A 24,098-nucleotide genomic window follows, 5' to 3' on the forward strand; every position below is an offset into this window, starting at 1 on the left:
ATTCCGGTCCGCGGCTCCTTCGCGTCCGACGGGCCCTAGCGCGAGCTCGCGGCGAGGAAGTCGAAGAACAGCTCCTGGAAGGCGGCCGGGTCCTCCAGGTGCGGGGAGTGGCCGCAGTCGGCGAGCACGACCTCGGTGAAGTCGCCGCCGGCCGCCTCGTAGCTGCGCAGCACCGAGCGGGTCTGCGCGACCATCGGCTGCGCCGGGAAGACCTCCTCGCCCGGCCATCCGGGGATCGCCCCGCCGCGGCCCAGGACCGCCAGGTCCAGGGCCGCGGTGTCGGAGACGATCAGGTCCCGGCCGCCGCGCACCCACAGCACGGGCGGCTTCGGGTCGACCCCGACGATGCCGCTGGTGTCGAACCAGGTCGGCGCCATCGTGTTGAGCACCCCACGCCGGCCGGGTGCGACCATCGGCCACCCGTCGGCGGCGACGGAGTCGCCGGGGTAGAAGTCGTCGCCGACGCGGGTGGTCAGCATCGACGCGACCAGGGCGTCCTCGTCGACGCCGGGCGGGGGAGAGGCGAAGTAGAGCGCGTTCATGACGGACCGCGGCGAGGACGGCGAGTCGCCGGCGTCGCCGTCGGCGAGGGCGCGCACGAAGTCGGGGTTGACCGTGCCGCCACCGGCGCCCCGGCCGTCGGCGCCGATCAGGGCGCCGTCGGCGCCGCGGGTCCCGCCGTACCCGTAGGGCGAGACCGGGTTGACCAGAGTCAGGCTCGCCACCTCGCCGGGGTGGTCGAGGAGGTACTGCATCACCACGCCGCCGCCCATGCTCCAGCCGGCCAGGTGGCACCGCGAGATGCCGAGCGCGGCCAGGGCCGCGTGCAGGTCGTCGGAGAAGTCCCGCACGCCGCGGGTGGCATCGATCGGCAGCGCCTCGGTGTCGCCGAACCCGCGCAGGTCCGGGGCCAGCCCGCGGAAGCGCCCGGGCAGCGCCCGCAGCGTGCCCGCCCAGAACAGGGAGCTGGAGATGTTGCCGTGCACCAGCACGACCGGCTCGCCGGTCTCCCTGCCGTCGTGGCGGACGAACGTGTCGGCGCGACCGGGGTCCGCGACCTCGACCACCAGGCCGTCGCCGGTCACCGCGCGCCGCCGGCGGACTCCTCGATCGCGGCGGCGACCACCGCGGCGCCCTGGTCGCCCATCACGACCGTGTAGTGGTTGACGCCCGCGACGTCGCGCACGTCGAGGTTCGGGTACGACGAGGCGTGCTGCCGCGCCAGCTCCGCGGGGTAGAGGCCGCCCGGCTCGCCCATCATCCCGTTCTGGGCACGGAGGAAGACCGTGCCCGTGGCGAGCTTGCCGACCCGGGCGTCGATCGCGGCGGTGTCGAGCAGGTCGATCGAGTCCTCGCGCACCGACTCCACCGTCACCGAGGAACGGCACTCCGGTGGGTCCCCGACCAGGTCGTAGGCGAAGTAGTCCGCGACCTCCTGCGACAGGTCCGGTCCCAGGGCGGGGTGCCGGCGCCAGAAGTCGAGGTAGGCCTCGGTGTCGGCGAAGGTCATCGACAGCCGTTGCGCCGCCGGGCCGATCACCGCGGCCACGGTCTCCTCGGGGGAGAGGCCCGGTGGCATCGGGGGCAGCGACAGGCCGCCGTCGACGAGCAGCACCGAGGCCACCCGGTCGGGGTGCTCCGCGGCGAACGTGGTCGCCACGAAGCCGCCCATGGAGTGCCCGACGACCACGGCCTGCTCGACCTCGAGGTGGTCCAGCAGGAGGGCCAGGTCGGCGGCGTGGGCGTGCATCCCGGCCGGGCCGGCCAGGCCGTTGCTGCGCCCCCGGCCGCGCAGGTCCGGCGCGACCACGTCGTACGACGAGTGCCGGGCGACGGCCGACCACGCGAGGTGGTTGGAGGTGACGCCGTGCAGCGCCAGCACCACCGGTCCGTCGGAGCCCCGGCCCCACCGGCCCGCGTGCAGGTCGCCGCCGGCGACCGCGACGTCGAACGGCTCGTAGCTGCGGGTCATCGTGCGGTCCACCCGCCGTCCATGGTCAGCGAGGCGCCGTTGATGCTGGCCGAGGCCGGCGAGCACACGAACGCCACCAGCTCGGCGACCTCCTCGGGCTCGACCAGTCGCTTGACCGAGGGCAGCTCGAGCATCACCTTCGACACGACGTCGGCCTCGCTGATCCCGTGGGTCCGGGCCTGGTCGGCGATCTGCTTCTCCACCAGCGGGGTGCGCACGTAGCCGGGGTTGAGGCAGTTCGAGGTGACGCCCTTGTCGCCGGCCTCGAGCGCGGTGACCTTGGAGAGGCCCTCCAGGCCGTGCTTGGCCGAGACGTAGGCCGACTTGAAGGGCGACGCGGCGAGCCCGTGCGCCGAGGAGATGTTGACGATCCGGCCCCAGCCGCGGGCGTACATCCCCGGCAGCACCGCGCGGACGAGCCGGAAGGGGGCCTGCAGCATCAGCCGGGTGATCAGGTCGAAGCGGTCCGGCGGGAAGTCCTCGATCGGCGCGACGTGCTGCACGCCGGCGTTGTTGACCAGGACGTCGATCGCGAGGTCGCGCTCGGCCAGCTCCCGGTCCAGCGACTCCAGGTCGGCGAGGTCGGCGACCCACGCCTCGCCGTCGATCCGCTCGGCCACGGCCTTGGCGGCGTCGCCGTCGAGGTCGCAGACCACGACGTCCGCGCCGGCGGCCGCGAGTCGCTCGGCGCAGGCGCGGCCGATGCCGCTGGCGCCGCCGGTGACCAGGGCGCGCCGGCCGGTCAGGTCCGGCCACGTGGGGGTGGGTGTGCTCATGGGATGGGGTTCTCCTCCTGCTCGTGCTCCGCCGCCCCGAGTCCGCGACGGACGAAGCGCATGGTCTCCTCCAGGACGTGGTCGGGGATGCGCCGCTGGTCGTCCCAGAGGACGTAGCGCATCCCGATCAGCTCGCCGGCGCCCATCAGCGCCCAGGCGACCACGTCGGGGTCGAGGTCGGCGATCTCGCCGGCCGCCGTGGCCCGGGTCAGGCCCTCGACGTATCCGTCGACGATCCGCTCGTAGTGCAACCGCAGCGTGTGCGGGGAGACGAACTCGGCCTGCCGGATGATCCGGTAGAGCGCCGGGTGCTCGCCGGTGAACCGGAAGAACGCCTCGAAGCCGAGCCGCTCCGCCTCCGAGCGGGTGGTGCCCCGCGAGCTGGCCTCGGCCATCGCCTGCCGCACCCGGTGGTTGAGGTCGATCACCACCTCGTCGAAGATCTCCTGCTTGGTCTTGAAGTAGATGTAGAACGTGCCGCCGGCGACGCCCGCCGCCTCGGCGATCTTCACGATCGAGGCGTCGTGGTAGCCGCGCTCGGCGAAGATCCGCTCGGCCGCCTCGAGCAGCCGTCGACGCGTCTGGGTGCCCTTGTCGGTGCGCGGCTCGTGCTTCTGCTCGGTCACTGCTGCTCCTCGGCCTGGGCACGAAGCGATCGCTTGTCGATCTTGCCGGTGGCAGTCTGGGGCAGCGAGGGCACGACCACGATGTCGCGGGGCACCTTGAAGCCGGCCAGGTGCTCGCGCAGCTCCCGGCGCAGCTGCTCGGGCCGCGGGTCGTGCCCCGGCGCGGGTACGACGAAGGCCAGGCCCGCCTCGCCCCAGCGCTCGTCGGGGACGCCGACCACCGCGGCCTCGGCGACCGCGTCGAGCAGCCGCAGCGCCCGCTCCACCTCGGCGGGGTGCACGTTCTCGCCGCCGGTGATGTACTTCTCGCTGCTGCGGCCGCGGAGCCGGAAGCGGCCGTCGCGCTCGTCGGCCAGGTCGCCGGTCGCCAGCCAGCCGTCGACGAAGGCGCGCGCGGTGGCGGTGGGGTCGCGCCAGTAGCCGTGGAAGAGCCCCGGCGAGCGCACCAGCAGCTGGCCACGCTCGTCCAGTCGGACCGAGACACCCGGGTAGGGCTCCAGCCAGCCCGTGGGTGCGGTCGCCGACGGGGGCTCGCACAGCACGTTGGGGCCGGCCTCGGTCAGGCCGTAGCCGGCCCAGATGCGCACGCCGTGGTGGCCCCACGCCTCGGAGAGCCGGTGGTCGACGGGTGCGCCACCGACGACCGCGAGGCGCAGCCGGGAGAGGTCGCAGCTCGGGAACGCCGGGTGCTCGGCGAGCATCTGGTAGGTCGTCGGGACGCCCATCATCGCGGTGACGCGCTCTCGTTGGAGCAGGGCGAGGACCGTGCCGGCGTCGAAGTCGGGCACCACCACCACCCGGGCGCCCACGCCGAGTGCCTGCAGCGTCTGGACGTTCCAGGCCGCGACGTGGAACTGCGGCAGCACCAGCAGCACCACGTCCTCGGCGGTCAGCGGGAAGCGCGCGGCCAGCGCCTCGGTGGTGGCCCGGCAGGCGGACCGGCCGAGGAGCACGCCCTTGGGCCGGCCGCTGCTGCCGGAGGTGTAGAGCAGCAGCACCGCGTCGCCGGTCTCGGCCCCGCTCGCCCCCGTGGGCCGGACCCGGGGCACCTCGTGCTCCAGGCCGCCGGGGCCCATCAGTGCGGGGGTGGGCGCCCGGTCGAGCAGCGCCGCCGCCCGCGCGGCGAGGTCCTGGTGCTGCAGGTCGGCGACCAGCAGCGCCGGGTCGGCGTCCTCGAGCATCGCGGCCAGCTCCGACGGGGCCGCCCGCCAGGAGAGCGGCGCCAGCACCAGCCCGGCCCGGGCGCAGGCGTGGAACAGCACGACCTGGGCGATGCTGTTGGCGCCGAGCGTGGCGACCCGGTCGCCGGTCCGCAGCCCCGCGTCGGCCAGCGCGGCGGCCAGCGCGGCGGACCGGCGGACCAGCTCGGCATAGGTGAGGCTCGTGGTGCCGTCCGTGAGCGCCACCGCATCCGGATGGCCCACCGGGGCGAGCAGGGGGACGTCCATGGTCTCCATCACACCGCCTCGGCCCCCGGTTCGCGAACCCGGCCCCGTTCCCGGGCCCCGCCCCGGCGCAGCAGCCGCGGCAGCGAGGCCAGCCCGCCGGGGAGGAACATCACGACCAGCACGAACAGGACGCCGAGCAGGAAGAGCGGCTGGGAGAGCGGCACCTCCAGCACCGCCGGCAGCGCGGAGATGCTCTGGGCGCCGGCGAGGCTGCCCAGCCGCTGGTCCAGCAGCATGTAGGCGAAGCCGCCGAGCATGGCGCCGCTGCGCACGCCGGAGCCGCCGAGGACCACCATCACCAGCAGGCTCAGCGTGAAGTCCGCGGTGGTGACGCCGGCACTGGCGCCGCCGACCACGATCACGTAGACCGCGCCGCACAGTGCGGCCAGCACCGAGCCGATCACGAACGCCGCGAGCTTGAACGCGTAGGTGCGCAGCCCCAGCACGCCGGCGCGCAGCTCGTTCTCCCGGATGGCGGACCAGACGTGTCCGGCGGGGGACTGCGTCACCACCCGGACGACCAGGTAGACCACGACGGCGAGCGCGAGCGCGAGCCAGTAGAGGTAGCGGGTGTTGACGACCCCGACGAACAGGTCCGGCAGGCCGGAGGCGTCCAGGCCCAGGCCCTGCTCGCCGCCGGTCACCCCGAGCGGGTCCTGCACGACCAGCACCGAGCCGGCCTGGGCGAACGCCAGGGTCACCATCGCGAAGGCGATGCCCTGCACGCGCAGGCTGACCGCGCCCGACAGCGCGGCGACGACCAGCGTCACCAGCAGGGCCGCCAGCACCGACGGCACCAGCCCCCAGTGCCAGCGGCTGACCGCGATCGCGGTGACGTACCCCCCGATCGCGAAGTAGAGCGCATGCCCGAACGAGAGCAGCCCCGTGAACCCGAACAGCAGGTCGTAGGAGAGCGCCAGGGCCGCGAACACCAGGCAGATGGCCAGTACCTGCAGGGTGCCCGGCGAGTTGAGCGGTCCGGGCAGCACGCCCGGGACCTGCAGCACGGAGTACGGCGCCACCGCGAGCAGCACCACCAGCACCAGTCCCGCCAACGGGTTGCGAAGTCGTGTCATCACACCGGCCTCCCGAGAAGTCCCTGCGGCCGCAGCAGCAGGACGACGGCGAGCAGCAGCACGACCGACAGGTCGCCGAGGCCGCTCGCGGCGTAGTAGTTGGTGAACTGCTGGAGCAGGCCGACCAGCACCGCGGCGATGGCCGAGCCCGTGACCGAGCCGAGGCCGCCGATCACCACGACGATGAAGGCGTAGATCAGCAGCGAGGAGCCCAGCTGCGGGGTGACCGTGCCGAAGTAGGCCCCGGCCAGGGCGCCGGCCAGGCCGGCGGCGGCGCCGCCGAGCGCGAAGACCAGCGTGAAGGCGCGGCGCACGTCGATGCCGAGCGCGGTGACCATGGCCCGGTTCTCCACGCCGGCGCGGACGATCAGCCCGTAGCGGGTGTGGCGCAGGAACAGCACGAACGCCGCGAGCACCAGCGCGCCGACCACGATGACCACGATCCGGCCCTGGGGGATGGCCGCGCCGCCGACGTGGATGGTCTCGCGCATCCAGCCGGGCACGGGGTAGCTGCGCGGGTCGGTGCCCCAGATGCCCTGGAGCAGGGCGACCAGCGCGAGGCCGACGCCGACGGTGACCAGCACCTGGGCGATCTCGCGGTCGTAGAGCCGCCGCACGAGCACGAGCTCCAGAAGCGCGGCGAGCACGGTGGAGGTGGCCATGCCCACGAGCACGGCCAGGAGCAGCCGCAGGCCGGGCCCGCCTCCGACGTGGCTGGCGGCCCACCAGCCGACGTAGGCTCCCACGCCGAGGATCGCGCCGTGCGCGAAGTTCAGCACGTGCATGAGGCCGAAGATCAGTGACAGACCGGAGGCGATCAGGAAGTAGAGCGCTCCCAGGCCGAGACCGGTGAAGGCCAGGACGATGACGGTGCTCACGACTCAGGCCGCCTCTCCGGTCGAGACGCCGAGCAGCCGCTGGGTCAGCGCGGCGTCGGCGAGCAGGGCGCGGGCGTCGCCGTCGTGGACGACGCGGCCCTGGTTGAGCACCACGGCTCGGAGGGCCAGGCGGCGTACGACGGCGAGGTTCTGCTCGACCAGCAGCACCGGCGTGTGCGCCGCGACCCGCTCGAGGGCGACCGCGACCTGCTGCACCACCTGCGGCGCCAGCCCCTTGGTGGGCTCGTCGACGAGCAGCAGCCGGTTGTCGGCCAGCAGCACCCGGCCGAGCGCCAGCATCTGCTGCTGGCCGCCGGAGAGCGTGCCGGCGGCCTGCCGGCCGCGCTTGTCCAGCTCGGGGAAGAGCTCGTAGACGACGTCGTAGCGCGGCTGCGGGCCACGCTCGGCGAGCCGGAGGTTCTCGGTGACGGTCAGGCCGGCGAACACCTCCCGGTCCTCGGGCACGTAGCCGATCCCGGACCGGACGATCCGGTGCGTGCGCTCCCGGTCGATGCGACGGCCGTCGAAGCCGATCTCGCCGGTGCGGGGCAGCAGGCCCATGGTCGCGAGCAGGGTGCTGGTCTTGCCGACCCCGTTGCGGCCGAGCAGGGCGGTGACCCCGGTCGCGGCCACCTCGAAGGAGATCCCGTGCAGGATCTTCGAGCCGGCCACCTCGACGTGCACGTCGCGCAGCGTCAGCAGCGGGGGAGCGTCGGCGCTCCGGTGGGTGTTCACAGGGCCTCTCCGAGGTAGGCGGACTGCACGAGGGGGTCCTCCATGACGGCGCTGGGGGTGTCGACTCCGACCATCCGGCCGTGGTGGAGCACCGCGACCCGGTCGGCGAGGCCGAGCACGACCTCGATGTGGTGCTCGACCATGAGCACGGTGATGCCGTGGCCCCGGTGGAGGTCGCGGATCACCGCGACCAGCTCGGGCACGTCCTCGACACCGAGGCCGGCCATCGGCTCGTCGAGCAGCAGCAGGCGGGGCTCGGTCGCCAGCACGATCGCCAGCTCCAGCTTGCGCTTGTCACCGTGCGAGAGGGACCCGGCGGGGTGCTCGGCCCGGCGGCCCAGGCGGACCTGGTCGAGGCACTCGGCGGCCCGGCGTACCGAACCCCGGGTGGAGCCCCACAGGCGCAGGCTGCCGCCGCTGTGGGCCTGGACCGCGAGCCGGACGTTCTCCAGCGCCGAGAGCGCCGGGAAGACGCTCGAGGTCTGGAACGTGCGGCCGACGCCGCGCCGGGCCCGCTGGTGGACCGGCGCGTGGGTCAGGTCGTGCCCGTCGACGCGGATCGACCCGCCGGTGGGGGAGACCAGGCCGGACACGCAGTTGAACAGGGTGGTTTTGCCGGCTCCGTTGGGGCCGATCACCCCGAGGAACTCTCCGGCCGGCACCGACAGCTCCACCTGGTCGAGGATCCGTGCTCCGCCGACGGCGAAGCACAGACCCTCGACCTCGAGGGCGGTGCCGGTGCGGCCGCTGCTCGCGGTCAGCTCCCCGCCTCGGGCGGGGCGACCTGGTCGGCCGGCAGCGTCTTGACCAGCTCGGGCGCCCACTGGCCGTCCTTCTTGGTCAGCTTCGCGAGGAACATCGGCTGGAGCATCGCGTGGTCGCTGGCGCGGACGGTCTCCTGGCCCTTCGGGGCGTTGAAGGTCCAGCCCTCGAGGGACTTGATCATCCCGTCGACGTCGTCGCCGCTCTGCAGCGCGTGGACCATCATCTGCGCGGCCACGAAGCCGTCGGGGCTGAACAGGTCGGCCTGGGCGCCCTGCTTCTGGAGGGCGTCCACCATCGCGGCGTTGACGTCGTTGTCGGGAGCGCCGCTGAAGTAGTAGGACAGGAAGTCGATCTTGCTGCTCGCCGGGCCGTAGATCTGGTACGACGCGGTCGTGGCCAGGCCGGTCACGACCGTGGTGCTTCCGAGGACGCCCTGCTGGTCGAGGGCCTGCCACATGGCGCCGGTCGTGTCGCCGGCCCAGGCGACGAAGAGCAGGTCGGCGCCGGCCTGCTTGGCCTTGAGCGCGAACGGCGTGAAGTCGGTGGCGGACAGCGGCACCATGATCGAGCTGACGTCCGCGCCCTGGGCGCCGAGCACGCTCTTGACCGCCGCCTCGTTGGCCTGGCCGAAGGCGTAGTCCTGGGCGAAGACCACGATCTTCTTGCCCTGCACGTCGCCGACCGAGGCGCCGGCGGTCGCCACGTCCTGGTAGGTCTGGCGGCCGCTGCGGAAGGTGTAGTCGTTGATCCCGGTGAGCGAGTCGACGGCCGCGGGGCCGGAGACGTAGAGGACCTTGTTCTGCTCGGCCAGCGGGGCGAGCTGGAGGGCGATGCCGGAGTCCGCGGTGCCGCCGATGACCTGGTAGCCCTTGCCGACGAGGTCCTTGAACTGCGACACGGCGGTCTCGGGCTTGCCCTGGTCGTCGGCGTAGGTCACGTCGATCGTGCGCCCGTCCACCTTGCCGGTGCCCTGGGTCGCGTAGTCGAGGCCGGCCTTGAAGCCGTTGATGTACTCCTGGCCGTACTCGGCCAGGGGGCCGGTCTTCGAGGTCAGGATCGCGACCTTGGCCGAGTCGCTACCGCCTCCTCCGCCACTGCTGCCGGAGCTGCTCGCGCAGCCGGCCAGGGCCATCAGGGCCGCGGCACCGACGGCGGTGGCAGCGAGGAGTCGTGAGCGGGGCATGGCATCTCCTAGAAATATGAGAGGTGATTCACCTCAAATAAAAGGCGGTGTCGGCCGTCCTGTCAAGCACCGAGGCCGACACCCGTGGGGGTGTCGGCCTCGATGAGGGGCGGTGAGCTGGGCGCGCCGGGGTCAGGGCCGGATCTCGAGCACCATGTTCACCGGTGTCTCGGTGGCCCGGCGGAACCGCGTGAAGCCGGCCTCCTCGGCCACGTGGCGCAGCCGGGCCTCGCCGGCCTGGGCGCCCAGCGCCGCCCCGTTGTCCTGGGCGAGCGAGGACGGGGTGCAGATCATGGTGGAGGCGGCGTAGTAGACCCGCCCGACCGGGTTCATGTTGGCCTCCCTCGAGTCCGCCGCCATCGGCTCGACCAGCATCACGGTGCCGTCGTCGGCCAACGCCTCGTGGGCGTGCCGGAGGGCGCCGACCGGGTCGCCCATGTCGTGCAGGCAGTCGAAGAAGCAGATCAGGTCGAAGCCGGCGCCGGGGTAGTCCGCGGCCGAGGCGGCGTCGAACGCGGTGTTGCCGGCGGCGCCCTCGTCCTGGGCGATTTGGCGGGCCCGGTCGATCGAGCCGGTGTGGTAGTCGAACCCGTGGAAGGTCGACGCCGGGTACTGCTGGGCCATGAGCACCGTCGAGACCCCGTGGCCGCAGCCCACGTCGGCCACCTTGGCGCCGCGACGCAGCTTGTCGTCGACGCCCTCGAGCGCGGGCAGCCAGGACTCGGTCAGGTAGGTGCGGTAGCCGGGCCGGAAGAACTGCTCGGTGCCGAGGAAGAGCTCCTGGTCGTGCTCGTGCCAGCCGAACCCGCGGCCCGAGACGAAGGCGTCCTCGATCTTCGGCAGGTCCTCGTAGATCGAGCGGACGATGTGGTAGCCACCGCTCATGTACGCCGGGCTCTCGGTGTCGGCGAACACCAGCGACTGCTCGGGGCCGAGCGCGAACGTGCGGGCGGCCGCGTCGTACTCGACGTAGCCGCTGGCGGCCTGCGCGGCCAGCCACTGGTCGACGTACGGCTCCGGCACGCCGGTGCGGTCGGCCAGCATCGCCGGCGTCGTCGGACCCGACTCTGCGAGCGCCGACCAGAAGCCCAGGTCGTTGCCGAGCAGCACCAGGGCGCCGTTCATCGCGGCCCCGATGTCGGTCACGGCCTGGCCGACGAGGGCCTCCAGCTTGGCCTGGTCAGGGGCCTGGGTGGTCGGAGTCGTTCCTGTTGGAGTAGTCATGGACATGGGTCTCCTCGTCTCCCGTTGGTCGCCACGGCTTCCGGTGTCGTGGAGTTGGCACGACGCTAGGGACCGTGGTCGGCGCGCAGTAGAGGAATACGACCGGCTCCGAATGGTCACGGGTGACCAGACGACCCTGAAGGAGATGACTCCATTTGGACACCGTGGTGTTCGACATCGACGGCACCCTGCTCGACTCCAACTACCATCACACGATCGCGTGGCAGCGGGCGTTCGCGGCGTACGTCGACGCGCACGTGCCCACCCGCGACATCCACCGCTGCCTCGGCATGGGCGGCGACCGGCTGGTCGCGGCGGCAGCAGGCGACGACGTCGAGGCCGCACACGGCGACGACATCCGGGCCCGGTGGGAGCAGGAGTACGACGAGATCATCGAGGAGACCACCCTCTTCGAGGCCGCGCGCGAGCTGCTGGCAGCCATCGGCGCGGCCGGGCCCGAGGTGGTGCTGGCCAGCTCCAGCATCCCCAAGCACGCCGAGCACCCGCTGCGGCTGCTGCACGCCGGCGAGCATGCCGACGCCTGGACCACCAGCGAGGACGCGGGGGAGTCCAAGCCCGACCCCGAGCTGATCGAGGAGGCGCTGAAGAAGGTGCGCGGCTCCCGGGCGGTGATGGTGGGCGACGCGGTCTGGGACGTCGAGGCGGCCAGCCGTGCCGACCTGCCCACGATCGGGCTGCTCACCGGCGGCTACAGCCGCCAGGAGCTGCTCGAGGCGGGGGCGGTCGCAGTCTACGACGACCCCGCCGACCTGTTGGCCCATCTCGACGAGGCGCTGGCGGCCGCCGACGGCACGGCCCCGTGACCGAGCAGATCCGGCCGGCGGCCCGTCAGGGGCGGCACTCGAAGCGGCGTGCTCCATGAGGGTGCCAGGAACAGTGCTGATCGGCTAGCCGATCTCCTCCAGCTCCGACCAGTCCACGACGGCGGTGCGCTCGACGTACTCCTGCACGAGACCGGGCCAGTTCGTGGTGATCCGCGTGCCGTCGCGGTACCAGCTGTCGCAGCCGGCCCACGCGCTGCGGGACAGCCGCGACTGCATCTCACGGTCCCAGGCGTCCGCGACCTCGGCGCGGACGGCGACCCGGCGTGCGCCGCCGTCCGCGACCCGGCGGACCACCTGCGCGATCCAGCCGGCCTGCGCCTCCATCATGCCGATGATCGAGCTGCCGCCGAGATTGGTGTTGGGGCCGTAGACGCAGAACAGGTTGGGGAAGCCGGGCACGGTCAGGCCCAGGTGGGCCCGAGCGCCGTCGGCCCACACCTCGTGCAGGTCGGTGCCGCCGGCCCCGCGCACCTCGACGCCGGCGAGGAACTCGGTCGCCGCGAAGCCGGTGCCCCAGATGATCACGTCGGCCTCGTGCAGCCGTCGATCGGCGGTGCGCAGCCCGCCCGGCTCGATGCCGGTGACCCGGTCGGTCACCACGTCGACGTGGTCGCGGTCCAGCGCGGGGTACCAGTCGTTGGAGAACAGCAGCCGCTTGCACCCGATCGGGTAGTCGGGCACCAGCCGGCGCCGCAGCGCGGGGTCGCGGACCTGCCGGCGCAGCTTCAGCCGCCAGGCGCCGCGCAGCAGCGTCGTCAGCGGGGTCGAGAGCCACGAGTCGCCGCCGAGGGCGGCGTTCAGCTGCTCGGAGAGCCAGAACACCGTGCGGCGCTCGAGCTGCTGGGTCCACGGCCGACGGCGGAACAGCTGGTGGTGGCGAGGCCCGTAGGCCTGGTCCGGCTTCGGGACGACGTACGGCGCCGAGCGCTGGAAGACCGTCAGCCCGGCGACCCGGTCGACGATCCCGGGCACGAGCTGGATCGCGCTCGCGCCGGTGCCGACCACCGCGACCCGCTTGCCGGTGAGGTCGACGTCGGGGCGCCAGTGCGCCGAGTGGAACGCCGGACCGGCGAACGTGGCGGCGCCCGGGATGTCGGGGACCACCGGGTTGGAGAGCTGGCCGACCGCCGAGACCACCACGTCGGCCTCGATGGTCTCGCCGTCGCCGGTCGTGACCCGCCACCTGCGCCGCGACTCATCGTACTCGGCCGCCTTGACCTCGACCCCTGTGCGGACCAGGTCGATCAGGCCCGCCTCGTCCGCGGTCCGGCGCAGGTAGGCCAGGATCTCGGGCTGGGTGCCGTAGCGCCGACCCCAGTCCGGGTTCGGCGCCCACGACCAGGAGTAGAGCGGCGTGGGCACGTCGCACGCGGCGCCGGGGTAGGTGTTGTCGCGCCAGACCCCGCCGACCTCCGGGGCGCGCTCGAGCACGGTCACGTCGGTGACGCCCGCCTCCCGTAGGGCGTGGGCGACGCCGAGGCCGCCGAAGCCGGCACCGATCACCACCACGCGCGGGGAGCCCATGGGAACGACGTTAGAACATGTTCCGGTTCGACCGGAGGGTCGGTCAGGTGATGGTCATGCCGCCGTCGACGGCGAGGGTCTGGCCGGTGACGTAGCCGCCGGCCGCCGAGGCCAGGAACACCACGGCCGCGGCGAGCTCGACGGGGTCGCCCTTGCGCCCGACCGGGATCCGCGGGCCCTGGGACTCCAGGTAGCCGGGCGGGTACTGGTCGGTCATCTCGGACTCGAAGAAGCCCGGCGCGATCGCGTTGACCCGGATGCCCTTGCGGCCGGTCCACTGCTGGGCCAGGTCGCGGGTCAGGCCGATCAGCCCGGCCTTGGACGCGGCGTACGCCGCCTGCGGCAGCCCGGCGGTGGTCAGCCCGAGCACCGAGCTGATGTTGATGATGCTCGACCCGGGCTGCATCACCCGACCGCAGGCCTGCGCCATCCAGTAGCAGCCGTTGAGGTTGACGTCGATGACCGACCGGAACTGCTCGGGGGTCTCCCGGGTCGCGGGCACCGCGGTGCCGATGCCCGCGTTGTTGACCAGCACGTCGACCCGACCGAACTCGGCGACCGCGGCCTCGACCAGCGCCGTGCACGAGTCGGGGTCGGCGACGTCGGTGGCCACCGCCAGCGCGCGGCGGCCCGCGGCCTCGACCAGCTTCGCGGTGTCCTCGAGGCGGTCGACGCGGCGGGCGCCGAGCACGACGTCGGCGCCCGCCTCGGCGAGCGCCTGCGCGAAGGCGACGCCCAGCCCGCTGGACGCACCGGTGACGACGGCGACCTTGCCGTCCAGCCTGAACAGATCGGTGACGGTCATGCCCGTCACCCTACGGGGGCGGTACCATGGGTCCCATGCGGAGGATCCTGCTCCTTACCTAGCCGCGTCGGGACGCACACATCGACGCGGCTGCCCCTCGTGCCCGAGGGGCTTTTTTGTGCCCGGAGCCAGATCACCGACCAGACGTGGGAGAGAACCAGATGAGCGAGCAGGCAGGCAACGCCGACGAGGGCCGGGCCGGGGACGAGCGCGCGACGTACGACACCGAGGCCGTCGAGACCAAGTGGCGTGCGGTGTGGGACGAGCTGGAGCCGTTCCGGGCCCACGACGACAGCCCGCGCGAGAAGAAGTACGCGCTGACGATGTTCCCCTACCCCAGCGGTGACCTGCACATGGGTCACGCCGAGGTGACGGCGCTGCACGACGTCATCGCCCGCTACTGGTGGCAGCGCGGCTACGAGGTCCTGAACCCGATGGGGTGGGACTCCTTCGGGCTGCCCGCGGAGAACGCCGCGATCCGCAACGACGCGCACCCGGCGGACTACACCTACGGCAACATCGCCACCCAGCTGGAGTCCTTCCGGCGGTACGCCGTGAGCTTCGACTGGTCGCGACGGTTCAACACCTCGGACCCGTCGTACTACCGGTGGACCCAGTGGCTGTTCCTGAAGTTCCACGAGCGGGGGCTGGCCTACCGCAAGAACAGCCCGGTCAACTGGTGCCCCAACGACCAGACCGTGCTGGCCAACGAGCAGGTCGTCGACGGCGCCTGCGAGCGGTGCGGCGCCGAGGTCACCAAGCGTGAGCTGACGCAGTGGTACTTCCGCACCACGGCGTACGCCCAGGAGCTGCTGGACTGCCTGGACGACCTGCAGCCGACCTGGTCGGACAAGGTCGTCAACGCGCAGCGCAACTGGATCGGGCGCTCCGAGGGCGCCCACGTCGACTTCGTCGTGGAGGGCCGCGAGGAGCCGCTGACGGTCTACACGACCCGTCCCGACACGCTGTTCGGCGCCACGTTCATGGTCGTCGCGGCCGACGCGGCGCTGGCCTCCGAGCTGGTCGCCGACGAGCAGCGGCAGGCGCTGGAGGACTACCTGGTCGAGGTCCGCAAGGAGACCGAGATCAACCGCCTGGCCACCGACCGGCCCAAGACCGGCGTCTTCCTGGGCGTGCACGCCACCAACCCGCTGACCGGCACCCGGATCCCGGTGTACGCCGCCGACTACGTGCTGGCCGACTACGGCACCGGCGCGATCATGGCGGTGCCCGGGCAGGACCAGCGCGACTGGGACTTCGCGAAGGCGTTCGACCTGCCGGTCGTGCGCACCGTCCAGCCGCCGGAGGGCTGGGAGGGCGACGCGTTCACCGGCGACGGCCCGGCGATCAACTCGGCCAACGACGAGATCGACCTGTCCGGCATGGGCGTGGCCGAGGCCAAGTCCACGACCATCGCGTTCCTGGAGCGCCGCGGGCTGGGCCGCGGCACGGTCAACTTCCGGCTGCGCGACTGGCTGCTGTCGCGCCAGCGCTACTGGGGTGCGCCGATCCCGATCATCCACTGCCCGGTCGACGGGGAGGTGCCGGTCCCCGAGGACCAGCTGCCCGTCGAGCTGCCGGAGCTGCGCGGCGCCGACCTGAAGCCCAAGGGCACCTCGCCGCTGGGTGCGGCCACCGACTGGGTGAACGTCAGCTGCCCCCGGTGCGGCGGCCCGGCGACCCGGGACACCGACACCATGGACACCTTCGTGGACTCGTCCTGGTACTTCTTCCGCTACGTCTCCCCGCACGACGACACCCAGGCCTTCGACCGCGCGCTGGCCGACGAGTGGGGACCCGTCGACCTGTACGTCGGGGGCGACGAGCACGCCGTGCTGCACCTGCTGTACGCCCGGTTCTTCACCAAGGCGCTGCGCGACATGGGCCTGGTGAGCTGGGACGAGCCGTTCTCGGCGTACCTGTCCCAGGGCAAGGTCATCAACAACGGCCGCAAGATGAGCAAGTCGCTGGGCAACGGCGTCAACCTGGGCGACCAGCTGGCGGAGTTCGGGGTCGACGCGGTCCGGCTGACCCTGGTGTTCGCGAGCCCCCCGGAGGACAACATCGACTGGGCGGACGTCTCGCCGGGCGGCTCGGCGCGCTTCCTGCAGCGCGCCTGGCGGCTGAGCGGCGACGTCACCAGCGAGCCCGGGACCGATCCCGCCGGCGGTGACCTGGCGCTGCGCAAGGTCACGCACAAGACGCTGCGCGAGGCCGAGGTGCTGGTGGAGAGCCACCGGTTCAACGTCATGGTCGCCCGCACGATGGAGCTGGTGAACGCCACCCGCAAGGCGATCGACGCGGGGTGCGGTCCCGCCGACCCCGCGGTCCGCGAGGCGGCCGAGGCGGTGGCGGTCCTGCTGTCGCTGGTGGCGCCGTACACCGCCGAGGAGATGTGGGAGCGGCTGGGCCACGAGCCGACCGTCGCCCGGGCCGGCTGGCCGACCGTCGACCCGGCGCTGCTGGTCGAGGACTCGGTCACCGCCGTGGTCCAGATCCAGGGCAAGGTGAAGGCGCGCCTGGAGGTCTCGCCGGACATCGGCGAGGCCGACCTGGAGGCGCTGGCCATGGCCGACCCCGCCGTCGTGAAGGCCGTCGACGGCCGGCCGGTGCGCAAGGTGATCGTGCGCGCGCCGAAGCTGGTCAACGTCGTCGTCTAGCGACCGAGCCGCTAGTCCCGGCGTCGCGGCTCCTCGCGGTAGCCGAGCACGGCCCGGGTCATCTGGTTGCGGGTGTCGAGCAGCTCGTCGAGCGCGCTGGACAGGTCGTCGGCCGACACCGCGAGGACGGTGTCGGCCGACGCCTGCGCGTCGCGGTCCGCCGCGACGACGGCGGCGCGCCGGAGCAGCTCCTTGAGGAACGAGGCGGTGACGCCGTCGGTGCGGTCCAGCACGTCCTCGACCCGGCCCAGGTCGACGTCGAGCGAGCCGCGGTAGAGCTCGACGAGACGGCGGCGGGCGTCGCGGTCGGGCAGGTCGATGTGGACCGCCTGGTCGACCCGGCCGGGCCGGGAGGCCAGCGCCGGCTCGAGCAGGTCGGCCCGGTTGGTGGTCAGCAGGAAGACCACGTCGGCGTCCTCCGCCAGGCCGTCCATCTCGTTGAGCAGCGTGAACAGCAGCGGCGTCTCGCCGCCGTAGTGGTCGCGCTGCTGCGCGATGAGGTCGACGTCCTCGACCACGATCATCGCCGGGGCGAGCGCGCGGGCGATCGAGCAGGCGTCGCGGATCGCGCCCAGGGTCTCGCCGGTGAGCTCGACGATGGTGGTGCCCTCCAGCTCACCGACCAGGTAGCGCACGGTGTGGGTCTTCCCGACGCCCGGCGGGCCGTAGAGCAGCAGGCCACGCTTGAGGTGCTGGCCGGCGGCGCGGAGCCGGTCGCTGTTGCGGGCCACCCCGACCACCTGGCGGCGCACGTCGGCGAAGGTGTCAGGAGGCAGGATCAGGTCCTCGGCGCGCATCCGGGGCCGGGGGTGGAAGCGCAGCAGCGAGGACCGCTCGCCGAACATGCTCCGGCCGAAGGACACGACCTGGCCGCGATAGACGTTCAGGTCGAGGGCGAGCGTGCGCAGCGACGCCACCAGGTCACGCGCCGCCTCGGGGCGGGTGGCCACCGCCTCGACGAGGACGCCGCTGCGCTCGCCGTCCGGGTCGGCGCCACGGAACAGGAAGGCGATGCGGTCGGCGCCGTCCTCGACGAGCACCAGCGCCGCCCGCAGGCAGTCGCGGGTCTCGCCCGCCGGCCCGCTGGGCAGGCTGGTCCGGGTGACGTTGCCCGGGCGCGGCGCGTTGAAGCGGGCCGACCCGTCCTGCCCGAGCAGGTCGGCGAGGCCGAACGGGCCACGGTGCCGGTAGTCGGCGAGTCCGACCAGCCGGTGGGTGCGGCCCGCGTCGGCGAGCCAGGCATCGACCGCCGCCTGGACGTTGACGTGCTCGTAGGCCGGCCAGTGCTCCTCCACGACGGGCAGATCGTCGAGGGGGACGCCGAGGTGCTCGCCGATCATCGACCGGAAGCTCGGTTGCTCGGCCGCCCGGGCTTGGCTGACGAACCGGTGCATCAGCATGCGGCCGTAGCGGCGCACGTCGGACAGCTCGGGCCGCAGGTCGTCCGCCGCGCCGGGCACCCCCGGTGCGGGGCCCCAACGCAACGTGGAGTGGTACGCCGGCATCCGGACTCCTTCCCCCGTCCGCCGGCGGCGCGCCGGCGGTGGGCGCAGCCTACGACTCTCCCTGCGCGGGCGCTCGCGAACGCGACGCCGTGCCCCCGCGGACGCGACGCCGTACCCCCGCGGACCGGCGGGTAGCCTCTGGCGCCATGCCGGCCGTGATCGTCACCGACTCCACCGCCATGCTCCCCGCGGGCGTGGCGGCCGAGCGGGGGATCGCCGTGGTGCCGCTGCAGGTCGTGATCGGCGCGCAGGTGCTCGACGAGGGCGCCGACGGCGCCACCCCGGAGCTGGTCGCGGAGGCGCTGCGCTCGTTCAAGCCGGTCAGCACCTCGCGTCCGTCGCCGGCCCGGATGTTGGAGGCCTACGAGGCCGCGGCCGCGGCCGGGGCGACCGAGGTGCTCTCGATCCACCTCTCGGCCGAGATGAGCGGGACGTTCGAGTCCGCCCAGCTGGCGGCCCGCGAGGCGTCGGTCCCCGTCGTACCGGTGGACAGCCGGCAGGTGGGCGTGGCCACCGGCTTCGCGGTGCTCGCGGCGGCCGACACGCTCGACGCGGGCGGCTCGGTCGACGACGCGGCGGAGGCGGCGCGGGCCCGGGCTGCGGCCACGCGGTCGCTGTTCTACGTCGACACGTTGGAGTACCTGCGTCGCGGCGGCCGGATCGGCAAGGCCGCGGCGCTCTTCGGCGGCGCGCTGGCGGTCAAGCCACTGCTGCAGATCCAGGACGGGTCGGTGGCGATGCTGGAGAAGGTGCGCACCTCGGCCCGGGCGCTCGCCCGGCTCGAGGAGCTCGCGGTGGAGGCGGCGGGCGATCAGTCCGTGGACGTCTGCGTGGCGCACCTGGCCAGCCCCGACCGCGCGGGCCAGCTCGCCGACCACCTCGGGGCCCGGCTCCTGGGCAACCTCGGGGGCAGAGAGATCTGGTGCGGCGAGCTCGGGGCCGTCCTGGGCGCGCATGTCGGCCCGGGCATGCTGGCGGTCTGTGTCGCGCCGCGGCTCTGAGGGCCCACCCATCGGCAGGTCCCGGCGCGGGTCTGCGGGGGCCTGAGCGGCGCCGGGCCGGGGCCTGGGGGACGGGTCTGCGGAATGGCGACAGACCGCAGAGATTCGGGCCGCCGGCTTGCAGTCTTCCGCCATTCGATGCCGGCGTCCCGTGGGGGCCGGTCCGGGGACTGGGGGGGGACCGTGCTGCGGAATGGCGACAGACCGCAGAGATTCGGGCCGCCGGCTTGCAGCCTTCCGCCATTCGATGCCAGGCGTCCCGCGGGGCCGGGTCGGGGCCTGGGGGACGGGTCTGCGGAATGGCGACAGACCGCAGAAATTCGGGCCGCCGGCTTGCAGCCTTCCGCCATTCGATGCCAGGCGTCCCTCGGCGCCCGCGTCCCTCGATGCCAGGCGTCCCTCGGCGCCCGCGTCCCGCGGCGCCGGTGTCCCCCCGTCGGCGTCCCACGCCACCGGCTGCCGGCCTGCGGCCCGGCTCTCACCCACAGGCCGGGCTCCCGTCAGGGGTCTCCACAAGGGGCTGCGGGCCAGGCACCGGCGGGGCCGACCCCGCCTACCGTCCCCGGCATGCGCCGTCGCCCAAGCACCGACCACCAGGAAGCCGTCTCCCGCCGCCTGGCGCTGCTGAGCGCCGAGCTCGCGGCGGTGCGTGAGCCCGAACCGGAGCCCGAGTCGGACCTCGAGTCGGGGCTCGCGGACGGTCCGGACACCGGCTGGGACAACGACGGCTGGGACGACGACGGCTGGACCGCGGCGCACACCCGGATCTCGGCGCGCCCCCGGCCCGGGCTGTACGCGGTCCCGCCCCCCGACCCGCCACCCGCCGACCCGCCACCCGCCGACCCGCCACCCGCCGACCGGCCACCCGCTGGCCCCGGCCCGGACGAGCTCGCGACGTCGCTGGTGCCGGTGCCCGGCCGACACGCTTCGAGGCGACCGCGCCGGCTGACCGTTGACGTGCTGCCGGACACGTTGCGTGGCCGGGTCGCGATCGGCGCCTCGCAGGTCGCGGTGGTGGCCGTGCTGGTCTCGCTGGGACTCGCGGTGACCTGCTGGTGGGTGGTGCGCGGGCGACCGCACGAGGTGGTCGCGCCGCTGGTCGCGAGTCCGGCGGCCCTGGCGTCGCTGTCGGCGTCCCAGTCGGCTTCTACGCTGGCCGTCGGCCCCGGCGCGGCCGCCGGCCCCGGCGCAGCTGCGGCGTCTCCGGCCGCCGACACCACGGCCTCACCCGCCACGGTCACGGTGGACGTCGCGGGCCGGGTCCGGCGTCCGGGCATCGCGGTGCTGGACGCCGGGGCCCGGGTGGTCGACGCGCTGCGGAAGGCCGGGGGAGCCCGGCCCGGGGTCGACCTCTCGGGCCTGAACCTGGCCCGGGTGCTGGTCGACGGCGAGCAGATCCTGGTCGGCGCGCCGGGAGCGGTGGCGGCCCCGGCCGGGGCCGCTCCGCTGCCCGCGCCCACGCCGGGCGCCCCTGGCACCCCGCTCGTCGACCTCAACACCGCCACCGAGCCCGAGCTCGAGGCGCTGCCGGAGGTCGGGCCCGTGACCGCCCAGTCGATCCTGACCTGGCGCGACCAGCACGGCGGCTTCAGCTCGGTCGACGAACTGCTCGAGGTGGACGGCATCGGCGAGGCCACCTTGAGCAAGCTCGCGCCGCTGGTGACGGTGTGAGGTGCGGGCGCCGGCCCCCGACCCGCGGTCCCGCCGGCGGCCCGACCTGCGGATGCCGCTGCTGGGCCTCGCGGCCTGGGCGGGCGGGCTGCTCGGCAGGTACGCCGGGGGGCCGGTGCTGCTCGCGGCCGGGCTGGCCCTGCTGGCCGGCTGGCTGCTCGTCCGTCGCGGGCTGTCGCGCCGGCCGGTCCGGACCGGTGCGGCCGTGCTGCTCGTCGCCGCCGCCGTCGCGGCCTCGGCGCTGGTGCGCCAGGAGCAGGTCCGTGCCAGCCCGGTGGCCGCCCTGGCCGCCGACGGGGCCGTGGTCACGCTCGAGGGGACCGTGACCAGCGACGCCCGGGTGGTCGCGGGCCGGTTCGGCGACCAGGTGCTGGTCCGGCTGCGGGTCCGCCGGATCACCGGACGCGGCACGACGTACGCGCTGGGTGCCCCGGTCGTCGTGCTGGGCCACGAGGGCTGGCGGGACCTGCCGTTGGGGGCGCAGGTCCGGACGACCGGGCGGCTGGCACCGTCGGACGGGCCGGACACGGCGGCGCTGCTGCTGGCCGCCGGGCGGCCGAGCGTCGTGGCCGCCCCGGACGTGTGGTGGCGCGGCGCGGCGGCGGTCCGCGCCTCGCTGCGGGCCTCGGTGGCCGGCCGGCCACCCGACCAGCGGGCGCTCGTGCCCGCGCTCGTCGACGGGGACGACCAGGGCGTCGCGACCGACCTGGCCGCGGACTTCCGCGCCACCGGGCTGACCCACCTGATGGCGGTGTCGGGGACCAACCTCACCCTGCTGGTGGGGTTCGTGCTGGTGGTGGCGCGCTGGCTGCACGTGCGGGGGCGGTGGCTGCAGGTCGTCGCGGCCCTCGGCATCGCAGGCTTCGTGCTGCTGGCCCGGACCGAGCCCAGCGTGCTGCGCGCGGCGGTGATGGGCTCGATCGGTCTCGTGGCGATGGGGGTCGACGGCCGCGAGCGCGGGACCCGGGCGCTCGGCGTCGCGCTGGTGGTGCTGTTGCTCGTGGATCCGGCCCTGGCGGTGGCGCCGGGGTTCGCCCTGTCGGTGCTGGCGACCGCCGGCATCCTGCTGCTCGCGCCGGGCTGGCGCGACGCGCTCGCCTGTTGGCTCCCGCGCTGGATCGCGGAGGCGGTGGCCGTGCCCGCGGCGGCGCAGCTCGCCTGCACCCCGCTGGTCGCCGCGATCTCGGGGCAGGTCAGCCTCGTCGCGGTCGCCGCCAACCTCGCGGCCGCGCCGCCGGTCGGCCCGGCCACCGTGCTGGGCCTGGCCGGCGGACTGCTCGGCCTGGCGTGGGCGCCACTCGGCCGGGTCGCCGGCACCCTCGCCTCCTGGTGCGTGGCCTGGATCGTGCTGGTCGCCCATCACGGCGCTGGCCTGCCGTCGGCGACGGTCGACTGGGGGACCGGCGCGGTGGCCCTGGCGGTGCTCTCGGTCGGCAGCCTGGTGCTGGCCGGGGTGGCCCCCGTGCTGCTGCGCCGACGCTCCACCGGCGTGGCCTGCGGCGTGGTGCTCGTGCTGGCGGTCGCGGGCCGGTTGCCGGCGCCGTGGGCGGCGGGCTGGCCGCCGGCGGGGTGGGTGCTGGTCGCGTGCGACGTGGGGCAGGGCGACGCCCTGGTGCTGAACGCCGCCCCCGGGGCGGCGGTCGTCGTCGACGCCGGACCCGACCCCGCGCCCGTGGACCGGTGCCTGGACCGGCTCGGCGTCACCCGGGTGCCGCTGCTGCTGCTCACCCACTTCCACGCCGACCACGTCGACGGGATCTCCGGCGTCCTCGACGGCCACCCGGTCGGTGCGGTCGAGACCACCCGCCTGCAGGACCCGCCGCAGGGCGTGCGCGAGGTGACGGACGCGGCCGCCGGTGCGGGGCTGACGCCCCTCGCCGCGCCGTACGGCGTGACCCGGCGGATCGGGGACGTCACCCTGCAGGTGCTGTGGCCGCTGCCCGACTCCCCGGTCGCGGGCCCCGGCGACGGCAGCACCGCGAACGAGGCCAGTGTCGTGCTGCTGGTCGCGGTCCGCGGGATGCGGCTGCTGCTGGCGGGTGACGTCGAGCCGGAGGGCCAGGCCCGGCTCGCGGCGATGCTCCCCGGGCTCCAGGTCGACGTGCTCAAGGTGCCGCACCACGGCAGTCGCTACCAGGACCTGCCGTTCCTGCTCTCGCTCGGCGCCCGCCTCGACCTGGTCTCGGTGGGCGCGGACAACGACTACGGCCATCCCGCAGCCAGCACGATCGCCGCACTCGCGGGGACCGGCGCGCGGGTGCTGCGCACCGACCTCGACGGGGACCTGGCGGTGGTGGTCCACCGGGGGGTCCTGGGCTGGCAGACCCGCCGCTGAGAGCCCGGTCGGGCAGCGCACCGGGTGTCGGTGCGCTGTGGGAGGCTGTGGGCACCATGGCAGGCCGTTCCCACCCCCGCGCAGCAGACGTCCTCGGTCGGGTCACCCTGGTGACCGGCAAGGAGGAGTTCCTCAACGAGCGCACCGTCGTCGCGGTCCGTGCGGCGGTGCGCGAGCACGACGCGGAGGCGGAGCTGTCGGAGACCTCCGCCTCGGAGCTGTCGCTGGCGACCTTGGGCGAGCTCGCCGCGCCGTCGCTGTTCTCCAGCATCCGGTGCGTGGTCGTCCGCGGCCTGGAGAACCTCCCGGAGGAGTCCGTCGACGGCCTGCTCCGGTACGCCGGGGCGCCGGCCGAGGAGGTCGCGCTGGTGCTGGTCCACGGCGGCGGCCCCAAGGGCAGCGGCGTGCTGACCAAGCTCCGCAAGCTTCCGGGCGTCACCGAGTCGAAGTCCGGGGAGCTGCGGGCCTCGGAGTTCCCCGCGTTCGTCGCCGCCGAGGTCCGCAGCCACGGCTGCACCATCGACAACGAGGCCGCGTCGTCGCTGGTGCAGGCCGTCGGCCAGGACCTGCGGTCGCTGGCGGCCGCGGCCGATCAGCTGGCCAGCGACTTCCCCGGACAGGCGCTGACCGACGCCAAGATCAAGCAGTACTTCGGCGGCCGGGCCGAGGCCAAGTCCTTCGCGGTCGCCGACGCCGCCTTCTCGGGCCGCCCCGAGGCCGCGCTGGAGGAGCTGCGCTGGGCCCTGGACGCCGGCACGGCGCCGGTGCTGGTCACCTCGGCGTTCGCCGGGGGAGCGCGCGGGGTGGCGCGCTACAAGGCCGCGCCGCGGGGCATGCGCGACGCCGACCTGGCCCGCCAGGTGGGGGTGCCGCCGTGGAAGGTGCGCGCCATCCGCGACCAGTCGCGGGGCTGGTCCGACGCGGCGATCGGCCACGCGATCCGGGCCGTGGCCCGCGCCGACGCCGACATCAAGGGCGCCGCCACCGACCCGGCGTACACGCTGGAGCGGCTGGTCCTCACCGTGACCGGCCTCCGCGACCAGCGCTGAGCCCCCGCCGGACCGGGCGG

Annotated in this window: 20 protein-coding genes; 6 read left to right on the top strand and 14 right to left on the bottom strand. The window is 74.1% G+C overall.

The genetic code is table 11. From position 1 onward, the window contains the following. Window positions 1-35: 35 nt before the first annotated feature. The 11 genes from BJZ21_RS07020 to BJZ21_RS07070 form a co-directional block, all read right to left on the bottom strand. Window positions 36-1,085 (bottom strand): alpha/beta fold hydrolase, encoded by a 1,050-nt coding sequence (locus BJZ21_RS07020; RefSeq protein WP_218851363.1) that lies wholly within the window; start codon window positions 1,083-1,085, stop codon window positions 36-38. Beyond that, window positions 1,082-1,972 carry an alpha/beta fold hydrolase gene (locus BJZ21_RS07025; RefSeq protein ID WP_179665561.1) on the bottom strand — a complete coding sequence of 297 codons (891 nt, stop codon included), beginning with the start codon at window positions 1,970-1,972 and terminating at the stop codon, window positions 1,082-1,084. The genes BJZ21_RS07020 and BJZ21_RS07025 overlap by 4 nt, the downstream gene beginning before the upstream one ends. Then, window positions 1,969-2,748: a 3-hydroxybutyrate dehydrogenase gene (locus tag BJZ21_RS07030; RefSeq protein WP_179663090.1), complete on the bottom strand. Its 780-nt coding sequence runs from the start codon at window positions 2,746-2,748 to the stop codon at window positions 1,969-1,971. The genes BJZ21_RS07025 and BJZ21_RS07030 overlap by 4 nt, the downstream gene beginning before the upstream one ends. Continuing rightward, window positions 2,745-3,374, bottom strand: coding sequence for a TetR family transcriptional regulator (locus tag BJZ21_RS07035; RefSeq protein WP_179663091.1), 630 nt, complete (start codon window positions 3,372-3,374; stop codon window positions 2,745-2,747). The genes BJZ21_RS07030 and BJZ21_RS07035 overlap by 4 nt, the downstream gene beginning before the upstream one ends. After that, a complete protein-coding gene (locus BJZ21_RS07040) occupies window positions 3,371-4,831 on the bottom strand; it encodes a class I adenylate-forming enzyme family protein (RefSeq protein WP_179663092.1) in 1,461 nt (486 codons plus the stop codon). The genes BJZ21_RS07035 and BJZ21_RS07040 overlap by 4 nt, the downstream gene beginning before the upstream one ends. Continuing rightward, entirely contained in the window at window positions 4,831-5,898 is a 1,068-nt protein-coding gene (locus tag BJZ21_RS07045) for a branched-chain amino acid ABC transporter permease (RefSeq protein WP_179663093.1), read from the bottom strand. The genes BJZ21_RS07040 and BJZ21_RS07045 overlap by 1 nt, the downstream gene beginning before the upstream one ends. Beyond that, a complete protein-coding gene (locus BJZ21_RS07050) occupies window positions 5,898-6,776 on the bottom strand; it encodes an ABC transporter permease subunit (RefSeq protein ID WP_179663094.1) in 879 nt (292 codons plus the stop codon). The genes BJZ21_RS07045 and BJZ21_RS07050 overlap by 1 nt, the downstream gene beginning before the upstream one ends. Before the next feature lie 3 nt (window positions 6,777-6,779). Further along, a complete protein-coding gene (locus BJZ21_RS07055; protein WP_179663095.1) occupies window positions 6,780-7,511 on the bottom strand; it encodes an ATP-binding cassette domain-containing protein in 732 nt (243 codons plus the stop codon). Then, the gene (locus tag BJZ21_RS07060) at window positions 7,508-8,185 is read right to left on the bottom strand and encodes an ABC transporter ATP-binding protein (protein ID WP_218851365.1); all 678 of its coding nucleotides are present in this window, start codon (window positions 8,183-8,185) and stop codon (window positions 7,508-7,510) included. The genes BJZ21_RS07055 and BJZ21_RS07060 overlap by 4 nt, the downstream gene beginning before the upstream one ends. An 83-nt stretch (window positions 8,186-8,268) precedes the next feature. Further along, entirely contained in the window at window positions 8,269-9,459 is a 1,191-nt protein-coding gene (locus BJZ21_RS07065; RefSeq protein WP_179663096.1) for a substrate-binding domain-containing protein, read from the bottom strand. A gap of 132 nt (window positions 9,460-9,591) precedes the next feature. Then, window positions 9,592-10,689 (bottom strand): class I SAM-dependent methyltransferase, encoded by a 1,098-nt coding sequence (locus tag BJZ21_RS07070; protein WP_246298464.1) that lies wholly within the window; start codon window positions 10,687-10,689, stop codon window positions 9,592-9,594. A gap of 158 nt (window positions 10,690-10,847) precedes the next feature. Between BJZ21_RS07070 and BJZ21_RS07075 the strand changes: the two genes are divergently transcribed. Continuing rightward, window positions 10,848-11,507, top strand: coding sequence for an HAD family hydrolase (locus BJZ21_RS07075; protein WP_343052258.1), 660 nt, complete (start codon window positions 10,848-10,850; stop codon window positions 11,505-11,507). 84 nt (window positions 11,508-11,591) lie between these two features. Here the strand turns inward: BJZ21_RS07075 and BJZ21_RS07080 are convergent, their stop codons facing one another. Together BJZ21_RS07080 and BJZ21_RS07085 are read right to left on the bottom strand one after the other, a co-directional pair. After that, window positions 11,592-13,052: a flavin-containing monooxygenase gene (locus BJZ21_RS07080; RefSeq protein WP_179663098.1), complete on the bottom strand. Its 1,461-nt coding sequence runs from the start codon at window positions 13,050-13,052 to the stop codon at window positions 11,592-11,594. Window positions 13,053-13,095: 43 nt separating this feature from the next. Beyond that, entirely contained in the window at window positions 13,096-13,857 is a 762-nt protein-coding gene (locus BJZ21_RS07085; RefSeq protein WP_179663099.1) for an SDR family NAD(P)-dependent oxidoreductase, read from the bottom strand. A gap of 161 nt (window positions 13,858-14,018) precedes the next feature. On the opposite strand from BJZ21_RS07085, the gene leuS reads away from it, so the two are divergent. Then, complete coding sequence (gene leuS / locus BJZ21_RS07090; protein WP_179663100.1) at window positions 14,019-16,517, top strand: leucine--tRNA ligase; 2,499 nt, start codon at window positions 14,019-14,021, stop codon at window positions 16,515-16,517. An 11-nt stretch (window positions 16,518-16,528) separates the two neighbouring features. Here the strand turns inward: leuS and BJZ21_RS07095 are convergent, their stop codons facing one another. After that, on the bottom strand, window positions 16,529-18,022 hold the full coding sequence (locus BJZ21_RS07095; RefSeq protein ID WP_179663101.1) for an AAA family ATPase: 1,494 nt from the start codon (window positions 18,020-18,022) through the stop codon (window positions 16,529-16,531). 146 nt (window positions 18,023-18,168) lie between these two features. Here BJZ21_RS07095 and BJZ21_RS07100 point away from each other — a divergent pair, with 146 nt between their 5' ends. From BJZ21_RS07100 to holA, 4 genes are all read left to right on the top strand, one after another. After that, a complete protein-coding gene (locus tag BJZ21_RS07100) occupies window positions 18,169-19,023 on the top strand; it encodes a DegV family protein (protein ID WP_179663102.1) in 855 nt (284 codons plus the stop codon). A 567-nt stretch (window positions 19,024-19,590) separates the two neighbouring features. Then, window positions 19,591-20,694 (top strand): ComEA family DNA-binding protein, encoded by a 1,104-nt coding sequence (locus tag BJZ21_RS07105; protein ID WP_179663103.1) that lies wholly within the window; start codon window positions 19,591-19,593, stop codon window positions 20,692-20,694. 1 nt (window position 20,695) lies between these two features. Further along, a complete protein-coding gene (locus BJZ21_RS07110; protein ID WP_343052006.1) occupies window positions 20,696-23,029 on the top strand; it encodes a ComEC/Rec2 family competence protein in 2,334 nt (777 codons plus the stop codon). Between the two features lie 56 nt (window positions 23,030-23,085). Next, the gene (holA, locus tag BJZ21_RS07115; RefSeq protein WP_179663104.1) at window positions 23,086-24,078 is read left to right on the top strand and encodes a DNA polymerase III subunit delta; all 993 of its coding nucleotides are present in this window, start codon (window positions 23,086-23,088) and stop codon (window positions 24,076-24,078) included. Window positions 24,079-24,098 lie beyond the last annotated feature (20 nt).

This window comes from Nocardioides panaciterrulae, assembly GCF_013409645.1.
GTDB lineage: Bacteria > Actinomycetota > Actinomycetes > Propionibacteriales > Nocardioidaceae > Nocardioides > Nocardioides panaciterrulae.